Below are 13,460 nucleotides of genomic sequence, written 5' to 3'. Positions count from 1 at the left end.
ATCCCGTTCATCGTGGTATTTCGATGGGGGTGGGCGCACCTTCCTTATCGCTGTCGAATACGATCAGGACGCGCAGTCCGGCGGAAGTCGCGCCCAACGGCAGTAGTCCCTCCGGCTTTCGCTTTGGATCGAACGGGAGTTCCTTCAATAGCCGCACGGTCTCGGACGCTCCGTCCCAAGAATATATTGCGTAGGCTCCCGGCCCGTCCGCAACAGGACCGGCCAGGATGAGGGTGCGATCGCCGAACGCGGCGAGATCGCGTACACCCCTGTTGTCACCGAGCGGAAGTCGGAACAGCCGGTGAGTCGTGCTTTTTCGGTCACCGAACAGCGCGTCTATCTCTACCGACAGGACGACGGCGCGATTGTCGTTCAAGACGGGTCCCCGGAATCCCGCGAGCAACGTCCGATCGTCCTTGATCGCCACGCCCTCGATGGTCAAGCCGTTCTTCTCCAGCCTGATATCCATGAACTCGACAAGCGCAGGTTCGGCCGCGATGACCTCTCGCAATTGCCCCGTACGCTCGAGGCCCGACGCATTGCCATCTGCCCCCGTCGTGCGGAACCGAACGATCTGGCTGCTTGCGGCAATCCTCGCCCGAATCTTGTCGGCATCTTTCTTGGGGTCGAGCTTGTGGTCCTTGTCCCGCGGATGGCCATGCGAGCCGATGACGTAATACTGCCGTTTGGAGAAGGCGACGCCCTCGCCATCAAGTTCGAGCGCCTTGCCATTGAACGTGTTGTCGATCAACTTCACGGGGCTGCCGGCGACGAGCTTGCCGTCGGTCAACTCGATGAATTGAGCGCCCTGGAGATTGTCGTCGATAACGAGGCACGAACGGGGAAACCCATCAGCGGTCGTGCAGGCGATGCCGCTGACATCCTTCGACTTGCCTCCGTCCTTGCCGATCAAATTGTTCTTGACCGGCCACGCATCGTCGGCCGCAGCAGGGGAAGACTGCACGCCGCCCTCCAGCACGAGGCCGAGCAGCAAAGTCGCAATCCATCCTGTTCTGGCAATGGTCATCGAAGCCTCCCTAGAGCGGCAGTCGGTCAAGACCAAGCCATTCAGCTTCATCGCTGGATGATGCCGCCAATCCCTTGCGAAGCTCTTACGCAAGCGAACGTTGACCGGCTTGCCGCCGGTCGATCCGTCAAACATGGAAGAGCAACAGATGGAAGAGGAGAAGCTAGAAAGCTGGCCTGGACGAAACGTCGTATCAAAAAAGGATCGAACCGATTGCCTCGGTCCCAAATACATCATTCATATCTCAGGTTGTATTGTTGCAGACAACTCGGCGATGTCAACACGCTTTCTGCCGCACGGGGAGCCGCCGGTGAAAGGTCTCATGAATACGGGTTGATCAGCTTCTGCTGCTCGGCGCTGTGGTGCACGAGCAGGTCGATGAAGGTTCTCACCTTCGCCGACAGATGATGACGGTGCGGATAGACCGCGTTCATGGAGAGCTCGACCGTCCGATATTCCGGCAACAGGCGCACGAGGCGGCCGGCTTCGAGATCATCCTGAATGAGGAACCCCGCCATCAGGCAGATTGCGGCGCCCTCCAGCGCGACCTTGCGCAACGCTTCTCCGCTATTGGTGACGAAGCTGCCGGAGACGCGCACCGAGGCCGGCGTGCCCTTGCGATCGAGGAAGCGCCATTCGTCGCCGAACGGATAGTTCAAGTGCCGACCACAATTGTGCCCGGTGAGCTCGTCGAGCTTCTGCACCCGGGCGTGCTTCTCGATGTAATCGTGGGAGCAGCACAGCACGTGGCGCCAGGTGGCAAGGCTCCGCACGATCAGGCTTGAATCCGGTGGCTGTGTCATGCGCAGGGCAACGTCATAGCCTTCCTCGATGAGGTCGACCTCGGCCTCGCCCATGCGCAGATCGATCTTGAGCTCCGGATAGGTCGACAGCAGTTTGGCCGCAATCGGCGCGACGAACGGCACCATGTGCGTGGCGACGTGAATGCGCAGCGTGCCGCGCGGCACCGACTGCAATTCGCTCGCGATGTCGTCGGCCTGTTCGATGTCGGCGAGAATCTGGACGCAGCGGTCGTAATAGGCCTTGCCGATCTCGGTCAGATTGACCTTGCGCGTGGTGCGGTGAAGCAGCCGCACCCCGAGCCGGTCTTCCAATGCCTGCACGTGATTGCTCACCATGGTGGTCGACATGTTGAGCTTGCGGGCTGCTGCGGAGAAGCCGCCGGTCTCGACCACCCGGCTGAACACTTCGAGGCTGGTCAGTCGATCCATGGCTTTCCTTGCACTGGGATGTGCGCCTCAGCAGCAATCGCGCTGGCGTTGCCGCGCGCCTGACCCGGGAGACATCACGAACCAGGCCGACGTCTCAGATTATCCACCCCGAATGGATAATCCTTCCAGAATCTAGCCGATTATCATCCGGGCCAGCAAGACCGATAGTCTCAGCGAGCCGACAGGAGACTGCGATGTCCGAAATGCCCCGCACCGAGACCTTCCAGCAAGCCACTGAAATCACGCGCGATTGCGCCAAGGCGCCGCCCGCTGTCCCGCCACGGAACAGGGTTCGGCGCGCGGCCTTGGTGCTCGCGCTCCTCGCAGGCACTGCGACCATGGCCTACTACGGACACGATTACTGGACCAACGGCCGCTACCTCGAATCGACCGACGACGCCTATGTGAAAGCGGACTCCACGATCGTCGCGCCGAAGGTCTCCGGCTACATCGCCAAGGTGCTGGTCGGCGACAATGAGAAGGTTCGGGCGGGCCAGCTGCTGGCCAAGATCGACGACCGCGATTTCAAGGCGGCGCTCGACCAGGCGAAAGCCGACGTCGCTGCCGGCGAAGCCTCGGTCCGCAACATCGACGCCCAGCTCGAACTGCAGCAGCCGATCATCGAACAGAGCACCGCCGACGTCGCCGCTGCAGAAGCCAATCTGAAATTCGCGCAGGAGGAGCGCGCCCGCTACGACGACCTCATGAAGTCGGGCTCCGGCACGATCCAGCGCGCGCAGCAGACCGACGCGGCGCTGCGCGCCAGCAGTGCGCAATTGCAGCATGCCAAGTCCGGCCTCGTCGCCGCGCAGCGCAAGGTCGACGTGCTCACCACCCAGCGCGCTCAGGCCACCGCCCAGCTCGAACGCGCCCGCGCGGTCGCGCAGCAGGCGGCGCTGAACCTGTCCTATACCGAGATCACCGCGCCGGTGGACGGCACGGTCGGCGCCCGCAGCTTGCGTGTCGGCCAATACGTGCAGGCCGGCACGCAATTGATGGCGGTGGTGCCGCTCGACGCCGTCTACGTCGTCGCCAATTTCAAGGAGACCCAGCTCACGCATGTGCGGCCGGGCCAGCCGGTCGAGCTGCACGTCGACAGCTTCCGCAACATCAGCCTGCGCGGCCATGTCGACAGCCTGTCGCCGGCGAGCGGGCTCGAATTCGCGCTGCTGCCGCCCGACAACGCCACCGGCAACTTCACCAAGATCGTGCAGCGCGTTCCGGTGAAGATCGTCCTCGACGACCACAGCCTCACCGGCTTGCTGCGGCCCGGCATGTCCGCGGTGCCGACCGTCGACACCAAACAGGCGGTGCTGGCCGAGCGCGACAGCGCAAAGCGGCTGGCTGACAACGTACCCCACCCAAACGGAGGCTGAAGCCGGAAGGGCTCCGGCCGGACTGTCAAATCCGTCCGGATGATCCTTCCAGAACTTCCGCGATGATCGAAACCACCCGCCTGACGCATCCTGTCTCCGTACCCGAGACGAGGCTTCCATGAGCACGCTCCAACCGGCCCTCAACGCCACCTCCGCCAATCTTCCTGCCCCCGCTGTATCCGCCGCGCCGACGGTGTCCACAAAGACCTGGATTGCGGTGATCGGCGCCACGCTCGGCGCCTTCATGGCGGTTCTGAACATCCAGATCGTCAACGCCTCGCTCACGGACATCCAGGGCGCGATCGGCGCCGGCATCGACGACGGCGGCTGGATCTCGACCTCCTACCTGATCGCCGAGATCGTGGTGATCCCGCTGTCCGGCTGGCTGGCGCAGGTGTTCTCGATCCGCATCTACCTGCTCACCAACGCGATCCTGTTCCTGGTTCTGTCCGCGGCCTGCGCGCTGGCGCAGGATCTGTCGCAGATGATCGTGCTGCGCGCCATCCAGGGCTTCACCGGCGGCGTGCTGATCCCGATGGCCTTCACGCTGATCATCATGCTGCTGCCGCGCGCCAAGCAGCCGGTCGGCCTTGCGCTGTTCGCGCTGTCGGCGACCTTCGCGCCGGCGATCGGCCCGACCATCGGCGGCTATCTCACCGAGAATTTCGGCTGGCAATACATCTTCTACGTCAACCTGGTTCCCGGCGCGATCATGGTCGGCATGCTCTGGTACGCGCTCGAGCCCAAGCCGATGAAGCTGGCGCTGCTTCGCGAGGGCGACTGGGCCGGCATCATCACCATGGCGATCGGCCTGTCCGCGCTCCAGACCGTGCTGGAGGAAGGCAACAAGGACGACTGGTTCGGCTCGCCGCTCATCGTCAAGCTCTCGATCATCGCCACTGTTGCGCTGACGGCATTCCTGATCATCGAGCTCACGGTGAAGAAGCCGCTGCTCAATCTGCGTCTGCTCGTGCGTCGCAATTTCGGCTTCGGGATGCTCGCGAACTTCCTGCTCGGCATTGCACTCTACGGCTCCGTGTTCGTCCTGCCGCAATATCTGGCGCGTATCCAGGGCTACAATGCCGAGCAGATCGGCATGGTGCTGGCCTGGACCGGGCTGCCGCAACTCGTGCTGATCCCGCTGGTGCCGCGCCTGATGCAGAAGTTCGATGCGCGGATCATCATCGGCGTCGGCTTCGTTCTGTTCGCAGCATCCAACTTCATGAACATTTACATGACCAACGACTATGCCGCCGACCAGCTGCTGTGGCCCAATGTCGTGCGCGCCATCGGCCAGGCGCTGGTGATGGCGCCGTTGTCGGCGGTGGCGACGGCTGGCATCGAAGCGGAGAATGCGGGCTCGGCCTCCGGCCTGTTCAACATGATGCGCAATCTCGGCGGCGCCGTCGGCATCGCGCTGCTGCAAACCGTGCTGTCCAAGCGCGAGCAATATCACTCCAACGTGCTGATGCAGTCGGTTTCTGTGTTCGAGGAGGCCACACGCACGCGGCTCGAGCAGCTCACGCAATATTTCGTCAATCACGGCGTTCTCGACCGTGCGGACGCCGCGCATCGCGCCTATGTCGCGATCGGCCATACCGTACAGAAGCAGGCTTTCATCTTCGCCTTCAGCGACACGTTCTACCTGCTCGGAATGGCACTGATCGTCGCTCTCATCGCCGTATTCTTTCTGAAGAAGCCCGGCCAAGTCTCGGCCGGCGGAGCCCACTGACCCAACCAAAGAAAAGGAGAACGACCATGAAGCCCCGCATGAACTACTACCAGGCCGCGCCCGATACGATCAAAGCGCTGATGGCGCTTGAGCAGCAGATCCAGTCGACGGGCCTGGAGAAATCGCTGATCGAGCTGGTCAAGATCCGGGCCTCGCAGATCAACGGCTGCGCCTTCTGCATCAACATGCACACCGAGGACGCCCGCAAGCGCGGCGAGACCGAGCAGCGCATCTACCTGCTCAACGCCTGGCGCGAATCCCCGCTCTATTCCGACCGCGAGCGCGCCGCGCTGGCCTGGACCGAAGCGGTGACGCTGATCGCCGAGACGCACGCGCCCGACGAGACTTACGAACAGGTTCGCGCGCAGTTCTCCGAGGAGGAGACGGTGAACCTGACCGTGCTGATCGGCGCGATCAACGCCTGGAACAGGATCGCGATCGCGTTCCGGGCCGTGCATCCGGTGAAGGCGAAGGCGTCGGTAGCGTAGGCAACGACGCCGCCCGATTACAAGATCGTCATGCGCGGGCTTGACCCGCGCATCCATCCAATCGGATTCTGACTTGTGATGGATTGCCGGGTCAAGCCCGGCAATGACAATCAAACCGCCGTCGCCTTGGCGAAGTCCACGTAGATCTCGCGCAGGCGCGTCGCCATCGGGCCGGGCTTGCCGTCGCCGATCGTCTTGCCGTCGATGGCGACCACCGGCTGCACGAAGGAGGATGCGCTGGTGATGAAGGCTTCCTTGGCGGCGAGCGCTTCGGCGACCGTGAAGGAGCGTTCCTCGACGCGCAGCTGGCGCTCCTCGGCAAGCGCAATCACGGCCTTGCGGGTGCAGCCGGGCAGGATCGCGTTGGAGTTCTGGCGGGTGACGATGACGTCGTCCTTTGTCAGGATGAACGCCGTGGACGAGCCGCCCTCGGTGACGTAGCCATCCTGCAGCATCCAGGCTTCGCCCGCGCCGGCTTCGGCCGCGGCCTGCTTCGCCAGCACCTGCGCCAGCAGCGCCACGCTCTTGATGTCGCGGCGCTCCCAGCGGATGTCGGGCACCGTGATGACATTGATGCCGGTCTTGGCCACCGCGGCGTTGATGATGTCCTTCTCGGACGTGAACATCACCAGGCTCGACTTGACGTCGGCCTTGGGAAACGGGAAGTCGCGCCCCTTGTCGGCGCCGCGCGTCACCTGGAGATAGACGAGGCCGTTCACGAGCCTGTTGCGCGCGATCAGCTCCTTCTGCAGCTCGGTGATGCGCTCGATGGTCTCCGGCAGCTTCAACTTGATCTCGCCGACGGACCGCTCCAGCCGCGCCAGATGCGAAGCATTGTCGACCAGCTTGCCGTCGAGCACGGCCGAGACCTCGTAGATGCCGTCGGCGAACAGGAAGCCGCGATCGAGCACCGAGATCTTGGCTTCCGAGAGCGGGACGAATGAGCCGTTGACGTAGGCGATCGAGTCCAAGGCAGGTCTCCTGGGAGGGGAAGGGGAAATTTGGCGCGCTTATACGCCAGATAGAGGGACGGATCATCCCTCTATTTGTCATTCCGGGGGCGGCGCGAAGCGACGAGCCCGGAATCCATAACCCCGGCTGGTGATTATGGATTCCCGGCCCGCGCCAAGGCGCGTCCCGGAATGACAGAGGAGCTAATGCGACAGAATCTTCGACAAGAACTTCTGCGCGCGGTCGCTGCGGGGCTTGCCGAAGAAATCGTCCTTCGCCGCGTCCTCGACGATCTCGCCGCGGTCCATGAAGATGACGCGGTTGGCGACCTTACGGGCAAAACCCATCTCGTGGGTCACGACCATCATGGTCATGCCCTCGCGGGCGAGATCGACCATGACGTCGAGCACCTCGCTGACCATTTCCGGATCGAGCGCTGAGGTCGGCTCGTCGAACAGCATCACGATCGGATCCATCGCGAGCGCGCGCGCGATGGCGACGCGCTGCTGCTGGCCGCCGGACAGCTGCGCCGGGAATTTCTGCGCCTGCTCCTTCAAGCCGACGCGCTCGAGCAGCTGCATGCCCTTGGCCTGCGCCTTGTCATGCCCCCTGCCCAGCACCTTCTCCTGCGCCAGGCAGAGATTGTCGATGATCTTGAGGTGCGGAAACAGCTCGAAATGCTGGAACACCATGCCGACGCGCGAGCGCAGCTTCGGCAGATTGGTCTTGGGATCGTTGACCTTGGTGCCGTCGACCAGGATGTCGCCGCTCTGGAACGGCTCCAGCGCATTGACGCATTTGATCAGCGTCGACTTGCCCGAGCCCGAGGGGCCGCAGACCACGACCACCTCGCCCTTGGTGACATTGGTGGTGCAGTCGGTCAGCACCTGGAAGGTGGGGCTGTACCATTTGTTGACATGGCTGATTTCGATCATGATCGACACACTCTATCGAATGATGGCGATGCGCGCCTGCAGGCGGCGGACACCGTAGGACGCGATACAGGAAATGGTGAAGTAGACGACCGCAGCGAACAGATACATCTCGACCAGGCGGCCGTCGCGCTGCGCCACCTTGCTCGCCGCGCCCAGGAAGTCGGTGATCGACAGGACGTAGACCAGCGAGGTGTCCTGGAACAGCACGATGGTCTGCGTGATCAGCACCGGCAGCATGTTGCGGAAGGCCTGCGGCAGCACGACGTAGCGCATGGTCTGCGCGTAGGTCAGCCCCAGCGCGCTGGCCGCGGCCGGCTGGCCGCGCGAGATCGACTGGATGCCGGCGCGCATGATCTCGGAGAAATACGCGGCCTCGAACATGATGAACGTGATCAGCGAGGATGCGAAGGCGCCGACGCTGATCGGACGCGAGGCGCCGGTCACCCACTGCCCGATATAGGGCACCAGGAAGTAGAACCAGAAGATCACCAGCACCAGCGGCAGCGAGCGCATGAAGTCGACATAGATGCCGGCGATGCGACCGAGAATCTTGAGGCCGGACAGCCGCATCAGTGCGAGCGCCGTGCCGAAGATGAGACCGCCGAGAGCTGCGAGGAAGGTCAGCGTCAGCGTAAACGTCATGCCCTCGTAGAACAGATAGGGCAGCGCGCGGCGGATGACGTCGAAATCGAGATTGCCGAACATCGCTTATTTCCCCGTGATGTAGCCGGGGATCGCGACCCAGCGCTCGAGGAAGCGCATCGCGGTCACGACGACGGCGTTGACGAGGAGATAGAGGATGGTCGCGGCTGTGAAGGCCTCGAACACCTGGAACGAGAATTCCTGCATCGAGCGCGCCTGTCCGGTCAGCTCGAGCAGGCCGATGGTGATGGCGACGGCGGTGTTCTTGATGGTGTTGAGGAATTCAGACGTCAGCGGCGGCAGGATGATACGGAAGGCCATCGGCAGCAGCACGTAGCGATAGCCCTGCACGGTGGTGAGGCCGAGCGCAGTCGCCGCCATCTTCTGCCCGCGCGGCAGCGAGGAGATGCCGGCCTGCAGCTGCACGGCCACGCGCGCCGACATGAAGAAGCCGACGCCGATCGCGGCCGTCCAGAACGGCGCGTTCGGCAATTGCTTCAGCCACAGGCCCGCGGCTCTCGGCAGGATCTCCGGCAGCACGAAGAACCACAGGAAGAGCTGCACCAGAAGCGGCATGTTGCGGAAGAATTCGACGTAGGCGAAGCCGAACCAATTGGCGCCCTTCGACGGCAACGTGCGCATGACGCCGACGATCGAGCCCGTGATGAGCGCGATCACCCAGGCCAGCGCCGCGGTCTTGAGGGTCAGCGCCAGCCCCGACAGCAGCATGTCGAGATAGGTGCCGGTCCCCATCGGGTTCGGCTGGAAGAAGATTCCCCAGTTCCAGTTGTAGTTCACGTGTCCCCCGCGCGAACGCGCCCGTCATTGGGCGTCTTGAGCGCCTATGCAAATGTCCGGCCACTCCAGTGTCAAGAGTGGCCGGACATGATCCCGATCGAAAGATCGAGGTTTTAGCTTACTTGTAGTCGTCCGGGTTCGGCGAGTCCGTCGGCTTGGCGAACTCGTTCTTCAGCTCGGCCGAGATCGGCGTGTTGAGGTTCAGGCCCTTCGGCGGGATCTTCTGGGTGAACCACTTGCTGTAGATCTTCTCGGCCTCGCCCGAGGTGTAGAGCGCGGCGGTCGCCGCATCCACCACCTTCTTGAAGGCGGGATCGTCCTTGCGCAGCATGATGCCATAGGGCTCGGGCTTGGAGAACGCGTCCTTGGAGACGGCGTAGTCGTCCGGGTTCTTCGAGCCGGCGACGAGGCTCGCGAGCAGGATGTCGTCCATCACGAAGGCGACCGCGCGGTCGGTCTCGACCATCAGGAAGGCCTCGGCGTGGTCCTTGGCCGGGATGATGTTGGCGCCGAGGCCCTTGGCGACGTTGGCCTCGGTGAGCTGCTTGATGTTGGTGGTGCCGGCGGTCGAGACCACGGTCTTGCCCTTGAGGTCGTCGATCGACTTCAGGCCGCTCGATTTCTTGAAGACGTAGCGGCTCGCGGTCAGGAAGTGGGTGTTGGTGAAGGCGACCTGCTTCTGGCGCTCGGCATTGTTGGTGGTCGAGCCGCATTCGAGGTCGATGGTGCCGTTGGCCATCAGCGGGATACGGGTCGCTGACGTCACCGGATTGAGCTTGACCTCGAGCTTGTCGAGCTTGAGCTCCTTCTTCACGGCCTCGACGATCTTGTAGCAGATGTCCATCGCGAACCCGACGGGCTTCTGGTTGTCGTCGAGGTAGGAGAACGGGATCGAGGAATCGCGGAAGCCGAGCGTGATCGCGCCGGTGTCCTTGATGTTCTTCAGCGTGCCGGTCAGCTCCTGGGCCCCGGCTTGGCTGACGACGAAGGTCGCGGCGAGCGCGAGCCCGATGTGACGGAAATGTTTCACGTTTTTCTTCCCCTTTCGGATGATGCGGCCCGGATGCAAGCACAAATCGGGCCGGATTAGAATGTGACTTTCGGCTGGATTGTCGGCTCAGGTTAACGGGCCTGTCAGTGGCTTTGGCAACTCGCCGAGATCCCAGAACAGCCCGGCCATCACCGTCAAGGCCTCTTCGGTCAATGGCAGCAGGATGTGCTCATTGGGCGCATGCTGGGAGCAGCCGGGATAGGAATGCGGCACCCAGATCGTCGGCAGTCCCAGGATCTCGGAAAACACGTCATTGGGCAGCGAACCGCCGAAATTCGGCAGCACGGCCGGCGCCTTTCCGGTGGTCGCTCGCACCGAATCCGCCGCCCATTTGATCCACGGGCTGTCGAAATCGGTGCGCGATGCAGCAAAACTCTGCGCCGCGCGCACCTCGACCATCGGAAAGCCGCGTCCGACCAGATGCGCGCGGACAGCGTCGATCAGCCCCTCAACCTTTGTCCCGACCACGAAACGCAGTTGCAGCACGGCATTGGCGTGGCCCGGAATCGCGTTGGCCGGCTTCTCGATATTGCCCGAGGACATCGCCAGCACTTCCAGCGTATTCCAAGCGTAGAGCCTTTCAGCGGCCGAAAGACCCTCCTCGCCCCAGTTTTCGGCCAGCGCCGGCTCGTCCGCAGTCGGCACCACCTCGACGTCGGCGAGATAGGAGCGGATCTGGTTGGTCAGCCGCGGCGGTTTCAAGGCGTCGAGCTGGAGACGGCCATGGCCGTCGACCAGGGCGGAGATCGCGTTGACCAGGATGGTCGCGGGGTTGGCGAGCACGCCGCCCCAATTGCCGGAATGGTGGCCGCCGTCGCGCAAGTTCACGTCGAGATGGATGCGGATGCCGCCCCGGCAGCCGAGAAACAGCGTCGGCCGATCGGCCGAGAGGCGCGGCCCGTCGGAGGCCATGAACAAATCGGCCTTGAGCGCGTCGCGATGGAGGTCGCAAATCTTGCCAAGATCGGGCGAGCCGATCTCCTCGCCCATCTCGATGATGAACTTGGCGTTGAAGCCGAGCTTACCTCCGCGCGCCTCGCGCACCGCACGCAGCGCGGCCATATTGATGCTGTGCTGCCCCTTGTTGTCGGCAGTGCCGCGGCCGTAGAGCCGCGCCCCCGCAACATTCGTGCGCCAGGGATCGCGGCCCTCACGCCATTCGCCTTCCATGCCATCGACGACGTCGCCATGGCCGTAGACCAGCACGGTCGGCAGCGAGGCGCTCTCGTGATGCTCGGCGAACAGGAACGGCGCCTTGCCGCTCGGGGATTCCACGATGTGGCTGGAAAAATCGAGCGCGGCGAAAGCCGGCTGCATCTCCTGCTCGAGATAGGCACGCAGCTCGGGGCCGCGCTGCGGATTCTGACTCTCGGTCTTGTAGGCGACGCGGCGGTCGAGTTCAGCGAGGAACGCGCCGGAGTTGAAATCCTCACGGGCGCGGGCGATGGCGTCGGCTCTGGTCATGCTTGCTTTTCGAGACTGTGAGACGAAGGACCTTACCCGATATGGATTGGCCCTCGAAAGTGGCGGGGACTTGGATGGTTTCTTGTAGTTCTCTTGTAGCTCTCTTGGGATTTCGTTCTTGCTTCCTTGAGACTGGCCTGCCAACGCAGCTGCGATGCTGAGCTTGGCCTTGCCAAGCGCAAGCCTTCTATTCTTGGCCCTTGCCAAGGGCCAATTATATGCAAGAAGTTCGCCAAGTTGGGGCGCACATCTATCATTCGAAGAGCGCTCAGTACAGGGCGCCGAGGGACCAGCATGGCCAAAGAGATCAGGCTCAACGCCTTTGCGATGAATTGCGTCGCACACCAGTCACCGGGCCTGTGGACCCATCCGCGCGACCGCACGGCCGAATATAACCGCCTACCCTACTGGATCGATCTCGCCAGGACGCTGGAGCGCGGCCGTTTCGACGGGCTGTTCCTGGCGGACGTGCTCGGGGTCTACGACGTCTATGGCAACAGCCCTGACGCAGCCTTGCGCAATGCAGCGCAGACGCCGTCGAACGAGCCTCTGCTGCTGCTGTCGGCGATGGCCGCGGTGACGCAAAATCTTGGCTTCGGCGTCACCAGCAATCTGTCGTTCGAGCCGCCCTACCCGTTCGCACGGCGAATGTCGACGCTCGATCATCTCACCGAAGGGCGGGTCGGCTGGAACGTCGTCACCGGCTATCTCGACAGCGCAGCGCGCGGCGCCGGCAGGGAAAAGCAGACCGGGCATGACGACCGCTACGACATCGCCGACGAATATATGGAGGTCGTCTACAAGCTCTGGGAAGGCAGCTGGGAGGACGATGCCGTGCTGCGCGACCGCAAGCGCGGCATCTTCACCGACCCGGCAAAGGTTCATCGCGTCAATCATGAGGGCGCGAACTTTCGCATCAACAACACCATTCACCTCAGCGAGCCATCGCCGCAGCGGACGCCGGTGCTGTACCAGGCCGGCACCTCGCCGCGCGGCCGGCAATTCGCGGCCAAGCATGCCGAGTGCGTGTTCATGTCGGGGCCCTCGGCCAAGGTGATTGCGCCGCGCGTCGCCGCGATCCGGCAGGAGGCCGCCGCACTCGGCCGCAACCCGGCCGAAATCCTGATGTTCTCGATGATGACGATCATCCTTGGACGGACTGAAGCCGAGGCGAAGGAGAAATACGCCGACTATCGCCGTCACATCAGCCCCGAAGGGGCGCTGGCACTGATGTCGGGATGGACCGGCGTCGACTTCTCCGGCTACGACCTCGACCAGCAGGTGCGCCACGTCCAGAACGATGCCGGCCGCAGCGCGATGGACAACGTCACCCGCGCCGACCCCGACCGCGTCTGGACCGTGCGCGACGTCATCGAGCATGTCGGCATCGGCGGCGCCGGCCCGGTCGTGGTCGGCACGCCCGAGATGGTCGCAGACAAGATCGAAGGATGGTTCGAGGCGACGGATGTCGACGGCCTCAACGTCGCGTTCGCGATCTCGCCCGGCGATTTCGAGGACATCGCCGACATGCTGGTGCCGGAGCTGACGCGACGGGGGCGGTACAAGAGCGAGTACGCCAAGGGCACGTTGCGGGAGAAGCTGTTCGGTGGGGGGCGTGCCAGGCTCGACGCGCCGCATCCGGCGGCGGGGTACCGCGTGGGGAGGAAGGGATAGGCGGAAATCGCGCCACAGGCAGGCTGTCCTCCCCGCGAAGGCGGGGACCCATAACCACAGGGAGTGGTTTGGCGAAGACTCGGGAGTTCG

General features: G+C 63.5%; 12 protein-coding genes. 4 read left to right on the top strand and 8 right to left on the bottom strand.

Annotated features, from left to right (window positions below; translation table 11 throughout):
* Window positions 1–7: 7 nt before the first annotated feature.
* Window positions 8–1,264: a DUF3616 domain-containing protein gene (locus tag P0R31_RS17310; RefSeq protein WP_275515085.1), complete on the bottom strand. Its 1,257-nt coding sequence runs from the start codon at window positions 1,262–1,264 to the stop codon at window positions 8–10.
* An 83-nt stretch (window positions 1,265–1,347) separates the two neighbouring features.
* Complete coding sequence (locus P0R31_RS17305; RefSeq protein WP_275515084.1) at window positions 1,348–2,259, bottom strand: LysR family transcriptional regulator; 912 nt, start codon at window positions 2,257–2,259, stop codon at window positions 1,348–1,350.
* Between the two features lie 194 nt (window positions 2,260–2,453).
* On the opposite strand from P0R31_RS17305, the gene P0R31_RS17300 reads away from it, so the two are divergent.
* From P0R31_RS17300 to P0R31_RS17290, 3 genes are all read left to right on the top strand, one after another.
* Entirely contained in the window at window positions 2,454–3,635 is a 1,182-nt protein-coding gene (locus tag P0R31_RS17300; protein ID WP_275515083.1) for an HlyD family secretion protein, read from the top strand.
* A gap of 118 nt (window positions 3,636–3,753) precedes the next feature.
* A complete protein-coding gene (locus tag P0R31_RS17295; protein WP_275515082.1) occupies window positions 3,754–5,367 on the top strand; it encodes an MDR family MFS transporter in 1,614 nt (537 codons plus the stop codon).
* A gap of 26 nt (window positions 5,368–5,393) precedes the next feature.
* Complete coding sequence (locus tag P0R31_RS17290; RefSeq protein WP_275515081.1) at window positions 5,394–5,855, top strand: carboxymuconolactone decarboxylase family protein; 462 nt, start codon at window positions 5,394–5,396, stop codon at window positions 5,853–5,855.
* Between the two features lie 110 nt (window positions 5,856–5,965).
* Here P0R31_RS17290 and P0R31_RS17285 read toward each other — a convergent pair whose 3' ends face one another.
* The 6 genes from P0R31_RS17285 to P0R31_RS17260 all read right to left on the bottom strand — a co-directional run bounded on the left by P0R31_RS17285 (window position 5,966) and on the right by P0R31_RS17260 (window position 11,696).
* Entirely contained in the window at window positions 5,966–6,826 is an 861-nt protein-coding gene (locus P0R31_RS17285; protein WP_275515080.1) for a D-amino-acid transaminase, read from the bottom strand.
* Between the two features lie 183 nt (window positions 6,827–7,009).
* The gene (locus P0R31_RS17280) at window positions 7,010–7,741 is read right to left on the bottom strand and encodes an amino acid ABC transporter ATP-binding protein (protein ID WP_025033726.1); all 732 of its coding nucleotides are present in this window, start codon (window positions 7,739–7,741) and stop codon (window positions 7,010–7,012) included.
* A 12-nt stretch (window positions 7,742–7,753) separates the two neighbouring features.
* Window positions 7,754–8,446, bottom strand: a complete 693-nt coding sequence (locus tag P0R31_RS17275; RefSeq protein ID WP_025033725.1) for an amino acid ABC transporter permease — start codon at window positions 8,444–8,446, stop codon at window positions 7,754–7,756.
* Between the two features lie 3 nt (window positions 8,447–8,449).
* Window positions 8,450–9,181, bottom strand: coding sequence for an amino acid ABC transporter permease (locus tag P0R31_RS17270; RefSeq protein ID WP_035997279.1), 732 nt, complete (start codon window positions 9,179–9,181; stop codon window positions 8,450–8,452).
* Between the two features lie 118 nt (window positions 9,182–9,299).
* Complete coding sequence (locus P0R31_RS17265) at window positions 9,300–10,211, bottom strand: amino acid ABC transporter substrate-binding protein (RefSeq protein ID WP_275515079.1); 912 nt, start codon at window positions 10,209–10,211, stop codon at window positions 9,300–9,302.
* Window positions 10,212–10,298: 87 nt separating this feature from the next.
* Window positions 10,299–11,696 carry a M20 family metallopeptidase gene (locus tag P0R31_RS17260; RefSeq protein WP_275515078.1) on the bottom strand — a complete coding sequence of 466 codons (1,398 nt, stop codon included), beginning with the start codon at window positions 11,694–11,696 and terminating at the stop codon, window positions 10,299–10,301.
* A gap of 294 nt (window positions 11,697–11,990) precedes the next feature.
* Between P0R31_RS17260 and P0R31_RS17255 the strand changes: the two genes are divergently transcribed.
* A complete protein-coding gene (locus P0R31_RS17255) occupies window positions 11,991–13,370 on the top strand; it encodes an LLM class flavin-dependent oxidoreductase (RefSeq protein ID WP_275515077.1) in 1,380 nt (459 codons plus the stop codon).
* Window positions 13,371–13,460 lie beyond the last annotated feature (90 nt).

Source organism: Bradyrhizobium yuanmingense, from assembly GCF_029167105.1.
In the GTDB taxonomy this organism is placed as follows: domain Bacteria; phylum Pseudomonadota; class Alphaproteobacteria; order Rhizobiales; family Xanthobacteraceae; genus Bradyrhizobium; species Bradyrhizobium yuanmingense_A.
The sequence above is the reverse complement of the archived record's forward strand: the minus strand, read 5'-3'. Positions and strand labels throughout refer to the sequence as shown.